At 68.8% G+C, this 18,202-nt stretch carries 19 protein-coding genes; 17 read left to right on the plus strand and 2 right to left on the minus strand.

Annotation, left to right across the window (positions count from 1 at the left end):
* Positions 1–210 precede the first annotated feature (210 nt).
* On the plus strand, positions 211–2,526 hold the full coding sequence (rho, locus tag BM287_RS03910) for a transcription termination factor Rho (protein WP_090036173.1): 2,316 nt from the start codon (positions 211–213) through the stop codon (positions 2,524–2,526).
* 90 nt (positions 2,527–2,616) lie between these two features.
* Positions 2,617–3,690 carry a peptide chain release factor 1 gene (gene prfA / locus BM287_RS03915; protein WP_090036175.1) on the plus strand — a complete coding sequence of 358 codons (1,074 nt, stop codon included), beginning with the start codon at positions 2,617–2,619 and terminating at the stop codon, positions 3,688–3,690.
* A gap of 30 nt (positions 3,691–3,720) precedes the next feature.
* Here prfA and prmC read toward each other — a convergent pair whose 3' ends face one another.
* A complete protein-coding gene (gene prmC / locus BM287_RS03920; RefSeq protein WP_090036177.1) occupies positions 3,721–4,602 on the minus strand; it encodes a peptide chain release factor N(5)-glutamine methyltransferase in 882 nt (293 codons plus the stop codon).
* 145 nt (positions 4,603–4,747) lie between these two features.
* Between prmC and cysK the strand changes: the two genes are divergently transcribed.
* Complete coding sequence (cysK, locus tag BM287_RS03925; protein ID WP_090036179.1) at positions 4,748–5,686, plus strand: cysteine synthase A; 939 nt, start codon at positions 4,748–4,750, stop codon at positions 5,684–5,686.
* A gap of 5 nt (positions 5,687–5,691) precedes the next feature.
* On the plus strand, positions 5,692–6,261 hold the full coding sequence (epsC, locus tag BM287_RS03930) for a serine O-acetyltransferase EpsC (protein WP_090036182.1): 570 nt from the start codon (positions 5,692–5,694) through the stop codon (positions 6,259–6,261).
* Positions 6,262–6,380: 119 nt separating this feature from the next.
* Here epsC and BM287_RS03935 read toward each other — a convergent pair whose 3' ends face one another.
* Positions 6,381–7,007 (minus strand): HAD family hydrolase, encoded by a 627-nt coding sequence (locus BM287_RS03935; protein WP_090036184.1) that lies wholly within the window; start codon positions 7,005–7,007, stop codon positions 6,381–6,383.
* Positions 7,008–7,068: 61 nt separating this feature from the next.
* On the opposite strand from BM287_RS03935, the gene BM287_RS03940 reads away from it, so the two are divergent.
* From BM287_RS03940 to yaaA, 13 genes are all read left to right on the plus strand, one after another.
* Entirely contained in the window at positions 7,069–7,779 is a 711-nt protein-coding gene (locus BM287_RS03940; RefSeq protein WP_090036187.1) for an L-threonylcarbamoyladenylate synthase, read from the plus strand.
* A complete protein-coding gene (locus BM287_RS03945; RefSeq protein ID WP_090036189.1) occupies positions 7,776–9,032 on the plus strand; it encodes an MraY family glycosyltransferase in 1,257 nt (418 codons plus the stop codon). The genes BM287_RS03940 and BM287_RS03945 overlap by 4 nt, the downstream gene beginning before the upstream one ends.
* On the plus strand, positions 9,029–9,514 hold the full coding sequence (locus BM287_RS03950) for a Cg1360 family ATP-synthase-associated protein (protein WP_090036191.1): 486 nt from the start codon (positions 9,029–9,031) through the stop codon (positions 9,512–9,514). The genes BM287_RS03945 and BM287_RS03950 overlap by 4 nt, the downstream gene beginning before the upstream one ends.
* A 172-nt stretch (positions 9,515–9,686) precedes the next feature.
* Positions 9,687–10,484 carry a F0F1 ATP synthase subunit A gene (gene atpB, locus BM287_RS03955; RefSeq protein WP_090036192.1) on the plus strand — a complete coding sequence of 266 codons (798 nt, stop codon included), beginning with the start codon at positions 9,687–9,689 and terminating at the stop codon, positions 10,482–10,484.
* A 47-nt stretch (positions 10,485–10,531) separates the two neighbouring features.
* On the plus strand, positions 10,532–10,762 hold the full coding sequence (gene atpE / locus BM287_RS03960) for an ATP synthase F0 subunit C (RefSeq protein WP_090036194.1): 231 nt from the start codon (positions 10,532–10,534) through the stop codon (positions 10,760–10,762).
* 33 nt (positions 10,763–10,795) lie between these two features.
* Positions 10,796–11,359, plus strand: a complete 564-nt coding sequence (locus BM287_RS03965) for a F0F1 ATP synthase subunit B (RefSeq protein ID WP_090036196.1) — start codon at positions 10,796–10,798, stop codon at positions 11,357–11,359.
* Positions 11,359–12,150: a F0F1 ATP synthase subunit delta gene (locus BM287_RS03970; RefSeq protein WP_090036198.1), complete on the plus strand. Its 792-nt coding sequence runs from the start codon at positions 11,359–11,361 to the stop codon at positions 12,148–12,150. The genes BM287_RS03965 and BM287_RS03970 overlap by 1 nt, the downstream gene beginning before the upstream one ends.
* Positions 12,151–12,172: 22 nt before the next feature.
* Entirely contained in the window at positions 12,173–13,828 is a 1,656-nt protein-coding gene (gene atpA, locus BM287_RS03975) for a F0F1 ATP synthase subunit alpha (protein WP_090036200.1), read from the plus strand.
* Between the two features lie 54 nt (positions 13,829–13,882).
* Entirely contained in the window at positions 13,883–14,782 is a 900-nt protein-coding gene (locus BM287_RS03980; RefSeq protein ID WP_090036202.1) for a F0F1 ATP synthase subunit gamma, read from the plus strand.
* A gap of 25 nt (positions 14,783–14,807) precedes the next feature.
* Positions 14,808–16,271: a F0F1 ATP synthase subunit beta gene (gene atpD, locus BM287_RS03985; RefSeq protein WP_090036204.1), complete on the plus strand. Its 1,464-nt coding sequence runs from the start codon at positions 14,808–14,810 to the stop codon at positions 16,269–16,271.
* A 2-nt stretch (positions 16,272–16,273) separates the two neighbouring features.
* Positions 16,274–16,534 (plus strand): F0F1 ATP synthase subunit epsilon, encoded by a 261-nt coding sequence (locus BM287_RS03990; RefSeq protein ID WP_090036206.1) that lies wholly within the window; start codon positions 16,274–16,276, stop codon positions 16,532–16,534.
* A 1-nt stretch (position 16,535) separates the two neighbouring features.
* On the plus strand, positions 16,536–17,096 hold the full coding sequence (locus tag BM287_RS03995; protein WP_090036208.1) for a P-loop nucleotide/nucleoside kinase family protein: 561 nt from the start codon (positions 16,536–16,538) through the stop codon (positions 17,094–17,096).
* Positions 17,097–17,098: 2 nt separating this feature from the next.
* Positions 17,099–17,908, plus strand: a complete 810-nt coding sequence (yaaA, locus tag BM287_RS04000) for a YaaA family protein (RefSeq protein WP_090036210.1) — start codon at positions 17,099–17,101, stop codon at positions 17,906–17,908.
* Positions 17,909–18,202 lie beyond the last annotated feature (294 nt).

The following is an 18,202-nucleotide window of genomic DNA, read 5'->3' on the forward strand; positions in this document are numbered from 1 at the left end:
ACTGCAGACGCACCCGCGAAGAACCCGCGTCACGAGCGAATCCAGCTTCCGGGTGATCTCCTAGCAATCATGCCGTCACTCCTGCCTGCCGTCCCGGATGTCCGGGCGGCGACGTAGCGCGGATCAGAACGCAGCGCGTAACCGGCAGTTCATGTGACGAAGCTTCACAGACGGCGCGCGTAGACGCGCCGGGGGAAAGGATCCTCTTCCGTGACTGATGTCGAACTCCACGCCGGGGGCGTGGACACCAGCGACCTGACCGCGCTCAAGGTGCCAGAGCTCCAGGCTCTCGCCGCCGGGCTCGGGCTCCAGGGCGCGACCCGGCTCCGCAAGGGCGAGCTGGTCGAGGCGATCGCCGCCGCACGCGCGGCGTCCGCTCCGGCCGACGCCGGCGGGGCCGCCGAGACCGTCGAGCCGGCCGTCGCCGCTTCGCAGGTGCTGACCGAACCGCTCATCGCCGAGCCGATCGGCGCCGAGCGTGTCGAGCCGACCGTTGGCGACCCGGTGCTGCCGCAGGCGGATGCGTTCGCTGCGCCGGCTGCCGACGCGCCCGCCGCCGAGGCGCCCGCCGCCGCTGCGCCCGCCGCCGAGGCGCCCAGCACTGCCGAGCAGCCGCGTCGCCGTGGCTCGCGCCGCGCCAGCAGCCCGGACGGCACCGCCGTGTCCGGTTCCGGCGTCGCCGCCGGCACGCACGTCAACTCCGGCGCCACCGGCGTCGAGTCGCTCATCCCCGATGTGGATGCGCTGCTCGATTCCGCGCTCGCCTCCCGCGAGCAGGCCCGCGGCCAGCAGAACGGCGGCCAGCAGAACGCCGTCCAGCAGGGCGGCGGCCAGCAGAACAACCAGAACGGCGAGCAGGGCCAGGGCAACGGCCGTCGCCGCCGCGGTCGCGGCCAGGGCGCCCAGAACGGCGACCAGGGCCAGAACGGCGAGCAGCCTCAGTTCGGCCAGACCGAGCAGACGTTCTCGCAGCCCGAGCAGGCCGAAGCCGGTCTTCCGGCCGAGAATGCGCAGGGCGAGCAGGGCGACCCCTCCGCCGAGCAGCAGGGCCAGGGCCGCAACCGCCGCAACCGCAACCGGAACAAGAACTCCGGCCAGCAGAACGAGCAGACGCAGGCCCAGGGCCAGCAGGCCCAGGGCCAGGGCCAGCAGAACCAGGGCCAGCAGAACCAGCCGCGGGACCTGCAGCAGGGCGGCCAGCAGGGCGACGGCCAGCAGAACCGCGGGCAGAACGCGCAGCAGCAGGCGGAGGGCGACCGCGCCGGCCGCTACCGCGACCGCAACCGCAAGCGCCGCGGCGGCCCCGTGGGCGACGAGTACGAGCCCGAGCTGGCCGACGACGACGTCCTCATCCCCGTCGCCGGCATCCTCGACGTGCTGGACAACTACGCCTTCGTGCGCACGACCGGCTACCTGCCGGGCGCGAGCGATGTCTACGTCTCCCTCGGCCAGGTCAAGAAGTACAGCCTGCGCAAGGGCGACGCCGTCGTCGGAGCGATCCGCCAGCCGCGCGACAACGAGAACAACAGCCGCCAGAAGTACAACGCGCTGGTCAAGGTCGACTCCATCAACGGGCAGACCCCGGAGGAGGCCGCTGCGCGCGTCGAGTTCGGCAAGCTGACCCCGCTGTACCCGCAGGAGCGCCTGCGGCTCGAGACCGAGCCGAGCAAGGTGACCCAGCGGATCATCGACCTGGTCGCTCCGATCGGCAAGGGCCAGCGCGGCCTCATCGTCGCGCCGCCCAAGGCCGGCAAGACCATCGTGATGCAGCAGATCGCCAACGCGATCACCGCCAACAACCCCGAGGTTCACCTCATGGTGGTGCTGGTGGACGAGCGGCCCGAAGAGGTCACGGACATGCAGCGCACGGTGAAGGGCGAGGTCATCGCCTCCACCTTCGACCGCCCCGCCGAGGACCACACCACCGTCGCCGAGCTCGCCATCGAGCGCGCGAAGCGCCTGGTGGAGCTGGGCCACGACGTCGTCGTGCTGCTCGACTCGATTACCCGCCTGGGTCGCGCCTACAACCTGACCGCTCCGGCGTCGGGCCGCATCCTCTCCGGTGGAGTCGACGCCTCCGCGCTGTACCCGCCCAAGCGCTTCTTCGGCGCCGCCCGCAACATCGAGCACGGCGGCTCGCTCACCATCCTCGCCTCGGCGCTGGTGGAGACCGGCTCCAAGATGGACGAGGTCATCTTCGAGGAGTTCAAGGGCACCGGCAACATGGAGCTGCGCCTGTCCCGCCAGCTGGCGGACAAGCGCATCTTCCCGGCCGTCGACGTCAACGCCTCCGGCACGCGCCGCGAGGAGATGCTGATGGGCCAGGACGAGGTCAAGATCACCTGGAAGCTGCGCCGCGCCCTCGCCGGGGTCGACCAGCAGCAGGCGCTCGAGATCGTCCTCGGCCGCCTCAAGGAGACCTCGAGCAACGTCGAGTTCCTGATGCAGGTGCAGAAGTCGATGCCGGCGCCGGCCAACGGCCACGGCACCGCGCACTCGCACGGACACGAGAACGACCACCGCTAGCGACGTTCAGCGCCCGTCCGCCCATGCCTGAAGCATGGCGGGCGGGCGCTTCGTCGTTCCCGGCCCCGCCTCACGAAGAAAGAAGACCCCATGTTCGAATCGGTGAACACCCTCATCGCCGAGCACGACGACCTGCAGCGCCAGCTCTCCGACCCCGAGCTGCACAGCGATCCCGTACGCTCGAAGCGGGTGAACCGCCGCTATGCCGAGCTCTCGCGCATCGTCGCCAGCTACCACGAGTGGAAGCAGCTCTCGGACGATCTGGAGGCTGCACGCGAGCTGGGCGCCGAGGACGCGGCGTTCGCCGAAGAGATCCCGGGGCTCGAGAAGAGCGTCGAGGAGTCGGGGGAGAAGCTGCGCCGTCTCCTCATCCCGCGCGACCCCAACGACTCCCGTGACGTGATCATGGAGATCAAGATGGGGGAGGGCGGGGCCGAGTCCGCGCTCTTCGCCGGCGACCTCCTGCGCATGTATCTGCATTACGCCGACGCGAAGCGGTGGAAGGCGGAGATCATCGAGCAGACCTCCAGCGACCTCGGCGGCATCAAGGATGTGCAGGTCGCGTTCAAGGGCAGTTCCAGCGACCCCGCGGAGGGGGTGTGGGCGCACCTCAAGTACGAGGGCGGCGTGCACCGCGTGCAGCGCGTTCCCGCGACCGAGTCGCAGGGCCGCATCCACACCTCCGCTGCCGGGGTGCTCGTGTTCCCGGAGGTGGACGAGCCCGAGGAGGTCGAGATCAACCCGAACGATCTCAAGATCGACGTCTTCCGGTCCTCGGGCCCGGGCGGTCAGTCCGTCAACACGACCGACTCGGCCGTCCGCATCACGCACGTCCCCACCGGGATCGTCGTGTCGATGCAGAACGAGAAGAGCCAGTTGCAGAACCGCGAGGCGGCCATGCGCGTGCTGCGGGCGCGCCTGCTCGCGCGGCAGCAGGAGGAGGCGGACGCGGAGGCGGCGGAGTTCCGCAAGGGTCAGATCCGGACCATGGACCGCTCGGAGCGCATCCGCACCTACAACTTCCCCGAGAACCGGATCGCCGACCACCGCACCGGCTACAAGGCCTACAACCTGGACGCCGTCATGAATGGCGCCCTCGAGCCCGTCATCGAGTCGAACATCCTCGCCGACGAGGAGTCCCGCCTGGCCGCTCTCGCCGAGTGACCCGCCCCGACTCTCGGCTAGCGCGCGCGCTCAGCGGAGAGCGGTGGTGGTGCGGTCGCGTGTGGTGAGGTCGCGGTGGGTGGCAGCGGCGCGCCAGCCGCCGGCCGTGAGGAGCTCCCGGATCGCCGCGCCCTGCAGCTCGCCGTGCTCGAGCACCAGCGTGCCCCCGGGATGGAGCAGCCGGCGGGCGACGCGCGAGATCGTGCGCACCACATCCAGGCCGTCGGGGCCGCCGTACAGGGCGGCGTGCGGGTCGTGCAGCCGCACCTCGGGATCGCGCGGGATGGCGTCGTCGGGCACGTACGGCGGGTTCGAGATCACGACGTCCACTGTGCCGTCGAGCTCGGGGAGGGCATCGCCCAGGTCGACGAACACCGGCGTCAGATTGGCGGCGCCGATCTCGTCGGCGTTGCGCCGCATCCAGATGAACGCCTCGGGGGAGTTCTCGACCGCATAGACGCGGGCGTGCGGAACCTCCGTCGCCAGGGCGAGCGCGATCGCACCGCTGCCGGTTCCCAGGTCCACCGCGACAGGCGAGGGAGAGGGGATGGCGCGCAGCGCGTCGATCGCGAACTGGGCGACCTGCTCGGTCTCCGGCCGCGGGACGAAGACGCCGGGCCCGACGTTCAGCTCGAGCGACCGGAAGGGCGCCCGCCCCGTGATGTGCTGCAGCGGCTCGCGGGCCGCGCGGCGCTCGACGACCTCGCGGAATCGTGCGACCTCCGCGGCGGCGATCGTCTCCTCCAGCACGACCAGGGCCTGGACGCGTCCCCGGCTCACACCCAGGACATGGCCGAGCAGCAGCTCGGCATCCACCTCGGGGTCGGGTACGCCGGCTCGCGCCAGCACGGCGACGGCGTCATCGCGGAGCGTTCGGGCCGAGACGGGAGCGGGGGGAGAGTCGGGGGTCATCGCCCGTCGAGCCTACCCTCGGTCACACTCGTTCTTCACGGCGTCGCGGCGTCTAGAGTGGTCAGGCGATCCCCTCCGCGACGATCCCCGGCAACACGATCCCGCGACAGGATCCGCGCACGACCATCTCGCAAGGAAGAGGCCCATGTCCGGACAGATCTATGCCAGCGTCACCGAGGCCGTCGGGCGCACCCCGCTCGTGCGGCTCAATCGCCTGACCGAGGGTGTGGATGCGACGGTCCTGGCCAAGCTCGAATCCTCCAACCCGGCGGGAAGCGTGAAGGACCGCATCGGCGTCGCCATCGTGGATGCGGCCGAGAAGGCCGGTGCGCTCCGCCCGGGAGGGACCATCGTCGAGGCGACCAGCGGCAACACCGGCATCGCCCTGGCCATGGTGGGCGCGGCACGCGGGTACCGGGTGATCCTGGCGATGCCGGAGACCATGAGCACGGAGCGACGCGTCCTCGTGCGCGCGTTCGGCGCCGAGATCGTCCTCACGCCGGGCTCCGGGGGGATGAGCGGAGCGGTCGAGAAGGCGCGGGAGATCGTCGCCTCGACCGACAACGCGATCCTGGCGCGGCAGTTCGCCAACGAGGCGAACCCGGCGATCCACCGCGCCACGACCGCCGAGGAGATCTGGGCGGACACGGACGGCGGCGTCGACATCTTCGTTTCCGGCATCGGGACAGGCGGCACGATCACCGGCGTCGGCCGGTTGCTCAAAGAGCGCAAGCCCGGAGTGCAGGTGGTCGCGGTGGAACCGCTGGACTCGCCCATCCTGAACGGCGGCGAGCCCGGTCCGCACAAGATCCAGGGTCTCGGCGCGAACTTCGTGCCCGAGGTCCTCGACACGACCGTCTACGACGAGGTCGTCGACGTGTCGTTCGAGGACGCGCTAGAGGTGGCCAAGCGGCTGGCTTCGGAGGAGGGCATCCTCGCCGGCATCTCCTCCGGCGCGATCGTCTGGGCGGCTCTTCAGGTGGGGAGGCGTCCCGAGAACGCCGGCAGGACCATCGTCGCCATCGTGCCGGACACCGGCGAACGGTACATCTCCACGCCCCTGTGGGCCGACCTTCAGGACTGAGCGAGGTGTCGATCTTCCGGCTGCGTGAGGACCTCCGCAACGCGCGCAAGCACGACCCGGCAGCGCGCGGAACTGTGGAGGTGGCGCTCGTCTACAGCGGACTGCACGCGGTGTGGTCCTACCGCATCGCACACCGCCTGTGGCTGTCCGGATTCCGGACGCCTGCCCGGTTCCTGTCCCAGTTCACCCGGTTCCTGACCGGGATCGAGATCCATCCCGGGGCCCGCATCGGCCGGCGCTTCTTCATCGACCACGGGATGGGCGTGGTGATCGGCGAGACGACGTGGATCGGCGACGACGTGATGCTCTATCACGGCGTGACGCTGGGCGGCCGGGGGAAGGGGCACGGCAAGCGGCATCCCACCGTCGAGGACGGCGTCGTCGTCGGCGCCGGCGCAAAAGTCCTCGGAGCCATCAGGATCGGCGCGCACTCCGTCATCGGCGCGAACGCGGTCGTGACGCGGGATGCGCCTCCCGACTCGCTCCTCGTCGGCGTCCCCGCGCATCCTCGCCCGCGCTCCGGCCACGAGCAGATCCCCGGCGACGACTGGCTCGACCCCGCCATCTACATCTGACTCCCCCCGCTCCCGCCTCACCCCCCACCGTCGAGTCCGCAGAGACTGCACGCTTCAACGGCGTTTCGCGTGCAGTCTCTGCGGACTCGACGGTGGGGGGTGAGGCGCGGGGAGAGGGGTCAGCGGGCGGCGAAGGCGTGGAGGGCGTCGAGCATGCCGTCGGTGTCGAAGCTGCCGTCGGGGCGCTTGACGAAGTGGTGGGCCTGCATCCCGGCGGCGCGGGCGCCCTCGACATTGGCGAGCGAGTCGTCGAACAAGATGGCGTCCGCCGCATCCACGCCGAACAGCCCGAGCGCCCGCGTGTAGATGCGGCGCTCCGGCTTCCGCGCGCCGAGCACGGCCGACACGAGGTCGTTGTCGCGCAGCACGTCGACGATCTCCGGCGTCAGCACGGGGAGCGAGTCCTTGAACGGGATGGGGTTGTTCGACAGCAGCGACACCGTACCGAGCCCTGCTGCCTCGTGGAGCGCGGCGATGGCGCCGGGAATGGGCGTCATCGCGGCCTTCCGCGCCTCCTGCCACTGGGCGAGCGACAGCCGCGCGCCGGTGACCTCGGCGAACGCGTCCAGGTACTCCTCGCTGGTGGCGTACTCGCCGATCTCCGCCGCGCGCTCGTGGCCGCCCGCCCACCAGGCCGACGCGAGCCGGTATTGGCTGACACCCCCGAGCTCCGCGAGCTTGGGAAGCCGCTTGTGGAAGTCGTAGTCGTAGAGGGTCTTATCGCAGTCGAAGAAGTAGACATCCATCGCCTTCAAGTATCGTCCTCCCAGTCGGGGCGTCGGCGCCCCGGCTATCATGGGAGCCGTCATGGCTCCCATCTACGACTGCTCGGTCGACTCCGAGCTGCTCTCCGGCATGCGTCTCGCCCGTGCAGCGATCGGACGCGGCGAACTCGTCGTCATCCCCACCGACACGGTGTACGGGGTCGCGGCCGACGCGTTCAGCCCCGCCGCCGTGCAGCGCCTCCTCGATGCGAAGGGGCGCGGCCGCCAGTCGCCGCCTCCCGTGCTCGTGCCCGGCATCCCGACGCTCGCAGCCCTCGCCGAGCGGGTGCCGGACGAAGTGGATGCGCTGGTCCGGGCCTTCTGGCCGGGCGGGCTGACCATCGTGCTCCCGGCCTCCCCGTCGCTGGTCTGGGACCTGGGGGAGACCCGGGGCACCGTCGCCCTGCGCATGCCCAAGGACACCATCGCGCTGGAGCTGCTGTCGGAGACCGGCCCCCTCGCCGTGTCCTCCGCCAATCTCACGGGTCGCCCGGCCGCACGCACCGCCGCGGAGGCGGAGGCGATGCTCGGCGACTCCGTCGCGGTCTACCTCGACGGCGGAGAGGCCGGTTCGGCGTACGAGCGCGTCGAGGGCAAGGACTCCTCGTCGACCATCGTGGATGCGACCGCGCTGGCATCCGGCGCCGGGGGGCTGCGGATCCTCCGCCACGGCGTCGTATCGATCGAGCAGCTCCGCGAGGTCGTCGGCGCCGCGCTCGAGGAGCCGGCCGCCGCCGCGGACGCCCAGCCGTGACCCTTCTCCTCGCCCTCGCCCTGATCTCGGCGGTGATCACCTTCGGGATGTCGTTCGTCGTCTACAAGCTGGCCATGCGCTACCGGCTGTACCCGAAGATCCGCGCCCGGGATGTGCACACCCGCCCGACACCGCGTCTCGGCGGCGTGGCCATGTTCTTGGGAATCCTGGTCGCGTTCGGGGTGTCCTGGCTGCTCTCCAGTCAGTTCGGCGTCCTGTCGCTGATCTTCTCCGATCAGGGACCCATCCTCGCCATCCTCGGGGCCGCCCTCCTCATCGTCGTCATCGGCGTGGCCGACGACATCTGGGACCTGGACTGGATGACGAAACTCGCCGGCCAGTTCGTGGCGGCCGGCCTCGTCGCCTGGTTGGGGGTGCAGATCTACTCCCTGCCGATCGGCGGGCTGACGGTCGGCTCTCCCGTGATGTCGATCGTCATCACCCTGTTCGCGATCGTCCTGGTGATGAACGCGATCAACTTCATCGACGGCCTGGACGGGCTGGTCGCCGGCGTCGCTCTCATCGCCAACGGCACGTTCCTCGTCTACACCTACCTCCTGCAGCGCGAGATCAGCCCGCAGAACTACTTCAGTCTCGCGGGTGTGATCGCCGCGATCCTGGTGGGCGCCTGCGCCGGCTTCCTGCCGCTGAACTGGCACCCGGCGAGGATGTTCATGGGGGATGCGGGCGCTCTCCTCATCGGCCTGCTCATGGCGACGTCCGCCATCTCGGTCACCGGGACGATCAATCCCGAAGCGCTGCAGACCCTCGGCAAGTCGTCGCTGGTCCCCGCCTTCATCCCGATCATCCTGCCGTTCGCGGTGCTGATCATCCCGCTGCTCGACTTCGGGCTGGCCGTCATCCGGCGCCTGCGCGCCGGGAAGTCGCCGTTCAGCGCGGACCGCAAGCACTTGCACCACCGGCTGCTCGACATGGGGCACAGCCACCTGCACGCGGTGCTGATCTTCTACGCGTGGACAGCGGTGCTCTCGATCGGCTGCCTGCTGTTCTTCTTCGACCCGTACTGGATGGCGATCGTGTTCGTCGCCATCGGCCTGGTCGTCTGCACCGCCTTCACACTCGCACCGCTCAGCCGCCGCAAGGCGAACGAGGCCGTCGCCGAGCTGACCCCGGCCGGCAGCCGCGAGGCAGCCGAGACGGCACGCTTCGACCAGCTCGACCAGGCCAGCGAGCACGTCCCGCGGCGAACCGCGCCGACCGACCACCCCGCCCTGACCGAGGAGCCCCGATGACCGAGCACCCAGACGGCGCAAGCCCCGCCCAGCCGCCGGCTCAGCCGAGCTCCACCCCGGTCCTGCGGGACGTCCTCAAGTACGGCCTCATCCTCGCCGGCATCATCGCCATCGCCGGGATGCTGCTCGGCGGGATCTTCGCCGGCTGGATCGGCGTGAGCAGCGCCCTGATCGGCACGGCGATGGCCGCCGTGTTCCTCTCGATCACGGCGCTGAGCATCCTGATCGCCAACCGCTTCATCGGTTCCGACCTCTTCGTCGGTCTCTTCTTCGGCATCGTGCTGGGCAGCTGGATCGTGAAGTTCGTGCTCTTCCTGGTGCTCGCCATCCTCTTGCGCGATCAGCCCTGGATCAGCCCGGTCGTGCTGTTCCTGAGCCTCATCGCCGGGGTGATCGGATCCCTCGTCGTGGACATGATCGTGGCCTTCCGCTCACGGGTCCCGTACGTGAGCGACGCCCGCTTGCCCGGGCAGAAGCGCTGAGCCGTATCCGATTCGTTACCCACTGAAAACTCTTGTAGAGTTACTGGTGATCCCCCGCCCAATTGCGCCATGAACATCACCGGCGCGTCACCACTGGGCGTCCACCGTTCGTCGTCGCGAGAGCCCAAGGCTCGACGCCCCGAAACAGGAGATAGCGCTGTTAGCTAACGCTGTGAACCTGCTGGTCCAGGCCGCAAGCTCCGATGGAGGAAGCTTCCACGGGCCCTCGATCGATGAGTTCTTCCCGCCCACCCTCTTCTCCATCGGGGCCTTCGAGGTCAACCGGATCATGATCATCCGGTTCATCGCGGTGGCGGCCCTCGTCCTGATCTTCTGGCTCGGCACCCGCAACATGAAGCTGGTCCCCGGCCGCTTCCAGTCGCTGGTCGAGATGGGCCTCGACCTCGTCCGCGTCAACATCGCGGAGGACCTCCTCGGCAAGAAGGACGGCCGGCGCTTCCTGCCGCTGCTCACGACCATCTTCTTCATGGTCCTGTTCATGAACCTGACGGGTGTCATCCCGTTCCTGAACATCGCGGGCACCTCGGTCATCGGCGTCCCGCTCGTGCTCGCCGCCGTGTCCTACATCGCCTTCATCTATGCCGGTGTGAAGAAGAACCCGAAGTCGTTCTTCAGGAACGCCCTCTTCCCGCCCGGCGTGCCGTGGCCGTTCTACATCATCGTTACCCCGATCGAGTTCTTCTCGACGTTCATCCTGCGTCCGATCACGCTCACGCTGCGACTGCTCATGAACATGATCGTCGGGCACCTGCTCCTCGTCCTGTTCTTCAGCGGCACCGCGTTCTTCGTCTTCACCGTCGGCAGCGGCTGGGGCCTGCTCGGCTTCGGCACCATGGCCTTCGGCTTCGCCTTCACCTTGTTCGAGATCCTGGTCGCGGTTCTCCAGGCTTACGTCTTCGCACTGCTCGCGGCTGTCTACATCCAGCTCGCAGTCGCCGAGGAACACTAATCGGGTCGCGCATCCGCGCGGCTGACATCACGGAAGGAAACACATAAGTGGACATCGCTGCTATCTCCGGCAACATCGCCACCGTCGGATACGGCCTCGCGGCCATCGGCCCCGCCATCGGCGTCGGCATCGTGGTCGGCAAGACCATCGAGGGTGTCGCGCGTCAGCCTGAGCTCGCCGGTCGTCTTCAGGTGCTGATGTACATCGGTATCGCGTTCACCGAGGCGCTCGCGCTGATCGGTATCGCAACGTACTTCATCTTCACCGCCGGCCAGTAGTCCCTCTTTATCTCTCTTCAATAAGGAGGAACGATGCTCAACGGTGTGGTGACCGCCGCAGCCGCGGCCGCTCCGAATCCGCTTTTCCCCGAGTGGTACGACATCGTCGGCTCTCTGATCTGCTTCTTCATCATCCTGTTCTTCTTCTGGAAGCTCGCGCTTCCGCGAATGAGGAAGCTGCTGGATGAGCGCGCCGAGGCGATCGAAGGCAACATCGCGAAGGCCGACGAGGCGCAGCACAAGGCGGAGGCGCTCCTGGAGCAGTACACCGCGCAGCTCGCCGAGGCACGTGCCGAGGCTGCGAAGATCCGCGAGAACGCCCGGACCGACGGTCAGAAGATCGTCGCGGAAGCCCGCGACACCGCCGTGGCCGAGGCGGCACGCGTGACGGCTCAGGCTCAGGCCCAGCTCGAGGCCGAGCGCCAGACGGCGCTCGTCCAGCTCCGTGGCGAGGTCGGCTCGCTGGCGATCGACCTCGCGTCGACCGTCGTGCGCGAGGCCCTCGACGAGGACAAGCGCGCGCAGGCCATCGTGGACCGCTTCCTGGCGGACCTCGAAGCCGACGAGACGGCCCAGAAGGCCGGGTCGGGCAACTGATGGGAAGCGCCACCAGAGAAGCACTGGCCCGATCCGTCTCGGCCCTCGCCGGCCTCGGGTCCACGGCCGATCTGGCGACGGCTGAAGACCTGTTCGCTGCAGGCCGGGTCGTCGCCGACTCGGCCCAGCTCCGTGCGGTCCTCGGCGACCCGACGGTCTCGGCGGAGGGCAAGGCGGTGCTCGTGAAGCGGGTCTTCGCCCCGCTGTCCGCGCCGGCCGTCGAGCTGCTCACCGTGGTCACCGCTCAGCGCTGGTCGACCCACGACGACCTGCTCGCCGGGATCGAGGAGCTCGGGATCCGTGCGATCGCCTCCTCCGCCCCGGGCGACGTCGACATCGTGGCCGAGCTGTTCGCCTTCGGAGGCGCCGTGACCTCCGACGCGGGCCTCGAGCTCGCCCTGCGCAGCAAACTGGCTCCGATCTCATCCAAGGTGGCCCTCGTCGAGCGCCTGCTCGGGTCGCGGGCCTCGAAGCAGACGGTCGCGATCGTGCGCCAGCTCGTCGAGCAGCCCCGCGGGCGCAGCATCCGCGAGTCGCTCCGCGCTGCCGCCCGCACCGTCGCAGCCCAGGACGGCCAGACCATCGCGACCGTCTACGCGGCGGCGCCGCTTCCTCAGGCGCAGTCCGAGCGTCTGCGCTCGGTGCTCAGCGCCACTTATGGCGACCTCAAGGTCAATCAGGTCGTCGACCCCTCGATCATCGGCGGATTGCGCGTACAGATCGGTGACGACGTCATCGATGGAAGCGTCGCGTCGCGTCTCGCCGAACTCCGGCTTCAGCTGGCGGGCTGACCGCCTCAAGATAGGAATCACCATGGCAGACACCAAGAGCAGCCCGACATCCTCCATCAGCGCTGACGACATCCGCGACGCCCTCAAGGACTTCGTCACCACCTACGAGCCCGCCTCGGCCGAGGCGACGGAGATCGGCCACGTGCTGGACGCCTCCGACGGCATCGCGCACGTCGAGGGCCTCCCCAGCGTGATGGCCAACGAGCTCATCCGCTTCTCCGACGGCACGCTGGGCCTCGCCCAGAACCTCGACGAGAACGAGGTCGGCGTCGTCGTGCTCGGCGAGTTCGACCAGGTCGTGGAGGGTATGGAGGTGACCCGCACCGGCGAGGTCCTCTCCGTCCCCGTCGGCGACGGCTACCTCGGTCGCGTGGTCGACCCGCTCGGCAACCCGATCGACGGTCTCGGTGAGATCGCCAGCGAGGGCCGCCGCGAGCTCGAACTGCAGGCGCCCGGCGTCATGCAGCGCAAGTCCGTGCACGAGCCGCTGCAGACCGGAATCAAGGCGATCGACGCGATGATCCCGGTCGGCCGCGGTCAGCGCCAGCTGATCATCGGCGACCGCCAGACCGGCAAGACGGCCATCGCGATCGACACGATCATCAACCAGAAGGCCAACTGGGAGTCGGGCGACGAGAACAAGCAGGTCCGCTGCATCTACGTCGCGATCGGCCAGAAGGGCTCGACCATCGCCTCGGTGAAGGGCGCGCTCGAGGATGCGGGCGCGATGGAGTACACGACGATCGTCGCGGCTCCCGCCTCCGACCCCGCCGGCTTCAAGTACCTCGCGCCGTACACGGGTTCCGCGATCGGCCAGCACTGGATGTACGGCGGCAAGCACGTCCTCATCGTCTTCGACGACCTGTCCAAGCAGGCCGAGGCCTACCGCGCCGTCTCCCTCCTCCTGCGCCGTCCGCCGGGACGCGAGGCCTACCCGGGCGACGTCTTCTACCTGCACTCCCGCCTGCTGGAGCGTTGCGCGAAGCTCTCCGACGAGCTCGGCGCGGGCTCGATGACCGGCCTGCCGATCATCGAGACCAAGGCGAACGACGTCTCGGCGTACATCCCGACCAACGTGATCTCGATCACCGACGGCCAGATCTTCCTGCAGTCTGACCTGTTCAACGCCAACCAGCGTCCCGCGGTCGACGTGGGCATCTCGGTCTCCCGCGTCGGCGGCGACGCCCAGGTGAAGTCCATCAAGAAGGTCTCCGGCACGCTCAAGCTCGAGCTCGCCCAGTACCGCTCGCTCGAAGCGTTCGCGATGTTCGCATCCGACCTCGACGCGGCCAGCCGTCGTCAGCTGGCGCGCGGCGCCCGCCTCACCGAGCTGCTCAAACAACCGCAGTACTCGCCGTTCCCGGTGGAGGAGCAGGTCGTCTCGATCTGGGCCGGCACCAACGGAAAGCTGGACGAGGTCGCCGTCGAGGACGTCCTGCGCTTCGAGGCGGAGCTGCTGGATCACTTGCGGCGCAACACCGACATCCTGGACACGCTGCGCGAGACCAACGTCCTGAGCGACGACACGGTGGCGCAGCTCGACGCGGCGGTGGATGCGTTCAAGCTCGAGTTCCAGACCGGCGAGGGCAAGCCGCTCGCCTCGGTCGGACGCGAAGAGTTCGAGGCCATCGACGAGAAGGACGTCGACCAGGAGCGCATCGTCAAGGCCCGGCGCTGAGCGCCGTCCCGACGAGCGACTCAGGCCCAGAAAGAATCAGGTAAGAGGAGAGACATGGGAGCACAGCTTCGGGTCTACCGGCAGAAGATCAGGTCTGCCCAGACGACCAAGAAGATCACCCGTGCGATGGAGCTGATCTCCGCCTCCCGCATCCAGAAGGCGCAGGCGCGGGTCGCCGCCAGCTCGCCGTACGCCCGCGCCATCACGCGCGCGGTGTCGGCGGTGGCGACGTACTCGAACGTCGACCACGTCCTGACCACGGAACCGGAGAAGATCGAGCGCGCAGCGATCGTCATCTTCTCGTCGGACCGGGGTCTGGCCGGGGCGTTCAACTCGAACGTGCTCAAGGAGTCCGAGAAGCTCGCCGAGCTGCTGCGCAGCCAGGGCAAGGAGGTCGTGTACTTCCTCGTCGGCCGCAAGGCGCAGGGCTACTTCAGCTTCCGGCGGCGGGCGTTCGAGCGGGTCTGGACGGGCAACACGGACAGCCCGGAGTTCGAGCAGGCGAAGGAGGTCGCCGACGCGATCCTGGAGTCCTTCCTGCGCGATGCGTCCGACGGCGGTGTGGACGAGATCCACGTCATCTACAACCGCTTCATCAGCATGCTGACGCAGGAGCCGCAGGTCGTCCGCCTCCTCCCGCTGGAGGTCGTGGAGGGCCTGGAGGAGCCGGACCGCACGCAGGTCCTGCCGCTCTACGAGTTCGAGCCCGATGTGGCCACCGTCCTCGACTCGCTGCTCCCGGTCTACATCGAGAGCCGCATCTTCAACGCGATGCTCCAATCCGCCGCCTCCAAGCACGCGGCGACGCAGAAGGCCATGAAGGCCGCCAGCGACAACGCCGACAAGCTCATCACCGACTACACGCGACTCGCCAACAACGCCCGGCAGGCGGAGATCACTCAGCAGATCTCCGAGATCGTCGGCGGCGCTGACGCGCTCAGCTCGGCCAAATGATCGTCCAACGAGAGAGATAAGAATCATGACTACCGCTACCGCCGAAGCCCAGGCTTCGACCGCGCAGCCGGCCGGTGTGGGACGCATTGCCCGTGTCACCGGTCCGGTCGTCGACATCGAGTTCCCGCACGACGCGATCCCGGGCATCTACAACGCCCTGAAGACCACGATCACGATCGGCGACCGGTCGACCGAGATCACCCTCGAGGTGGCCCAGCACCTGGGCGACGACCTGGTGCGCGCGATCGCCCTGAAGCCGACCGACGGCCTGGTCCGCGGCGGCGAGGTGCGCAACACCGGCGCCCCGATCAGCGTCCCCGTGGGGGATGTCACCAAGGGCAAGGTCTTCAACGTCACCGGTGACGTGCTCAACGGCGAACCGGGCGAGAAGATCGAGATCACCGAGCGCTGGCCGATCCACCGTCAGCCGCCGTCGTTCGACCAGCTCGAGTCCAAGACCCAGCTCTTCGAGACCGGCATCAAGGTCATCGACCTCCTCACCCCGTACGTCCAGGGCGGCAAGATCGGCCTGTTCGGCGGTGCGGGCGTCGGCAAGACCGTCCTCATCCAGGAGATGATCCAGCGCGTCGCGCAGGACCACGGCGGTGTGTCGGTGTTCGCCGGTGTCGGCGAGCGCACCCGTGAGGGCAACGACCTCATCCACGAGATGGAGGAGGCGGGCGTCTTCGACAAGACCGCGCTCGTCTTCGGCCAGATGGACGAGCCGCCGGGAACGCGTCTGCGCGTCGCCTTGTCCGCTCTGACGATGGCGGAGTACTTCCGCGACGTGCAGAAGCAGGATGTGCTGCTCTTCATCGACAACATCTTCCGCTTCACGCAGGCCGGCTCCGAGGTCTCGACGCTGCTCGGCCGCATGCCGTCCGCGGTGGGCTACCAGCCGAACCTCGCCGACGAGATGGGTGTGCTCCAGGAGCGCATCACCTCGACCCGCGGTCACTCGATCACCTCGCTGCAGGCGATCTACGTGCCGGCCGACGACTACACCGACCCCGCGCCCGCGACCACCTTCGCGCACCTGGACGCGACGACCGAGCTCTCGCGTGAGATCGCGTCGAAGGGCCTGTACCCGGCCGTCGACCCGCTGACCTCGACCTCGCGCATCCTCGACCCCCGTTACCTGGGTGAGGACCACTACCGCGTGGCCACGACGGTCAAGCAGATCCTGCAGAAGAACAAGGAGCTGCAGGAGATCATCGCGATCCTCGGTGTCGACGAGCTGTCGGAGGAGGACAAGATCACGGTGTCGCGTGCGCGCCGCATCCAGCAGTTCCTCTCGCAGAACACCTACATGGCGAAGAAGTTCACCGGTGTCGAGGGCTCGACCGTGCCGCTGAAGGACACCATCGAGTCGTTCGACGCGATCGCCAAGGGCGAGTTCGACCACGTGGCCGAGCAGGCCTTCTTCAACGTCGGACCGATCTCCGACGTCGAGGAGAAGTGGGCGCAGATCCAGAAGGAGAACGGCTAGTCATGGCTGTTCTCACTGTCAGCGTCGTCGCGGCCGACCACGAAGTGTGGTCGGGCGAGGCGAGCATGGTCGTCGCGCGGACCGTCGAGGGGCAGATCGGTATCCTGCCCGGACATGAGCCGCTGCTCGCCATCCTCGCCGAGGGCGAAGTGCGCGTGATCCTCAACGGGGGCGAGTCGATCACCGCCAGCGCCGACGGCGGCTTCCTCTCCGTCGAGAACAACACGGTCACCGTGGTGGCCCGTCAGGCCGAGCTGGTCTGACATGCCGGAGCAGCAGGGAGCCCCGCTGGAGCGCCAGTTCGGAGACGTCCGCGTCCCGATGCTGGTCGCGATGGCGGGGCTTCCCGGTTCCGGGAAGTCCACCATCGCGGAGATCCTCGCCGGCCGGCTCGGCGCGACGATGATCTCGGTGGATCCGATCGAGGCGTCGATCCTGCGAGCGGGCATCGACTCCGACCAGCCGACCGGGCTCGCGGCCTACCTCGTGGCCGAGACGATGGCGGAGCAGGTGCTCCAGTCGGGCCATTCCGTCGTCGTGGACGCGGTGAACGCCGTGGAGCCCGCGCGGCTGCAGTGGCGCGACCTGGCGGAGCGGTGCGGCGTGAAGCTCCGTGTCGTCGAGACGGTGTGCTCCGACACTGAGCTGCACGAAGAGCGCCTCGCGAAGCGGACGGGGCTGGTCGCGGCGTACGCCGTGGAGCAGAACACCGACGAGTACGACGAGTGGAGGGGCGCTTGCGGCACCCTCCCGCGTGTCACCCTCGACACGTCTGCGCCGCTGGGCGAGAACGTCACCATCGCCGTGAGCTTCGTGGAGGGTTAGGCGTGCTCATCCTGCTCCCGCCCTCCGAGACCAAGAGGGACGGGGGAGCGGGGTCGCCGCTCCACCTCGACCGGCTGAGCTTCCCTTCGCTGAACCCCGTCCGCCGGGAGGTCGTGGATGCGGTGGTCGCGCTGGCTGCCGACCGCGACGCCGCGATGCGGGCGCTCAAGCTGGGGCCGAAGCAGGCCGACGAGGTCGATCGCAACCGGGCGATCCCGCTGGCGCCGACGATGCGGGCGCTGGAGCGGTACACGGGCATCCTGTACGACGCGCTCGGTGCGTCATCGCTGAGCGCAGCGGACTGGGCGGTCGCCGGCGGTTCCGTGGTGGTGCAGTCGGCGATGCTCGGACTCGTCGGCGCCGCCGACCTCGTTCCGGCTTATCGGCTGTCCTTCGACTCGCGGCTGTCGCTGCAGCGCGGCTCGGCATCGCTGAAGAAGCGCTGGGCCGCTGCCGGAAGCATGGCCCTGGCCGAGCGGGGCGATCTCGTGCTCGATCTGCGGTCCGAGGGGTATGCCGCGCTGGCCCCGCTCCCGGACCGGGAAGGCGCTCACTACATCCGGGTGCTCGCCCGGGACGAGAACGGCCACGTCCGTGCGCTGAACCACTTCAACAAGCAGGCGAAAGGGCTTCTCGCGCGCGCCCTTCTGGAGGCGGGTGCGGCCTTCGCGACGACGGAGGAGCTGCTTCGCTGGGCCGACTCGGAGGGCTACGAGCTGCGTCCCGCCGGGAACGGGACTCGCGACCTGAACCTCGTCGTTCCCGAGGTGCGCGGTGCGCCGGGAAGCCTGATGGCGGTACTCCGCGTCTAGCCCCCCTATTGGGTGGGCGCGCCGCGAACTCGCGGTGGTGCCGGGAGTAAAAGTGAGATAAACTCACGACCAAGAGAGAGGATCCCTGATCCGAGGCTGTCGGGCACGCATTCGCTGCGACCGTACGACCTCAACAAGTCGGGCCGATGGTGTGGTGGCCGGCGCGTTCATCCCCAATGCGTCGTTTCCTTACCGGAGCGTGAAGCGCATCAATCCCGCCTGCGGTCGGGCACGAGCGGTAGCGCGTCACCAGCGAGAATCCGGTGATGGAGCCAGATCCCGCCGTCGGCCCGA

This window comes from Leifsonia sp. CL147 (genome assembly GCF_900114565.1).
Taxonomy (GTDB): Bacteria; Actinomycetota; Actinomycetes; order Actinomycetales; family Microbacteriaceae; genus Leifsonia.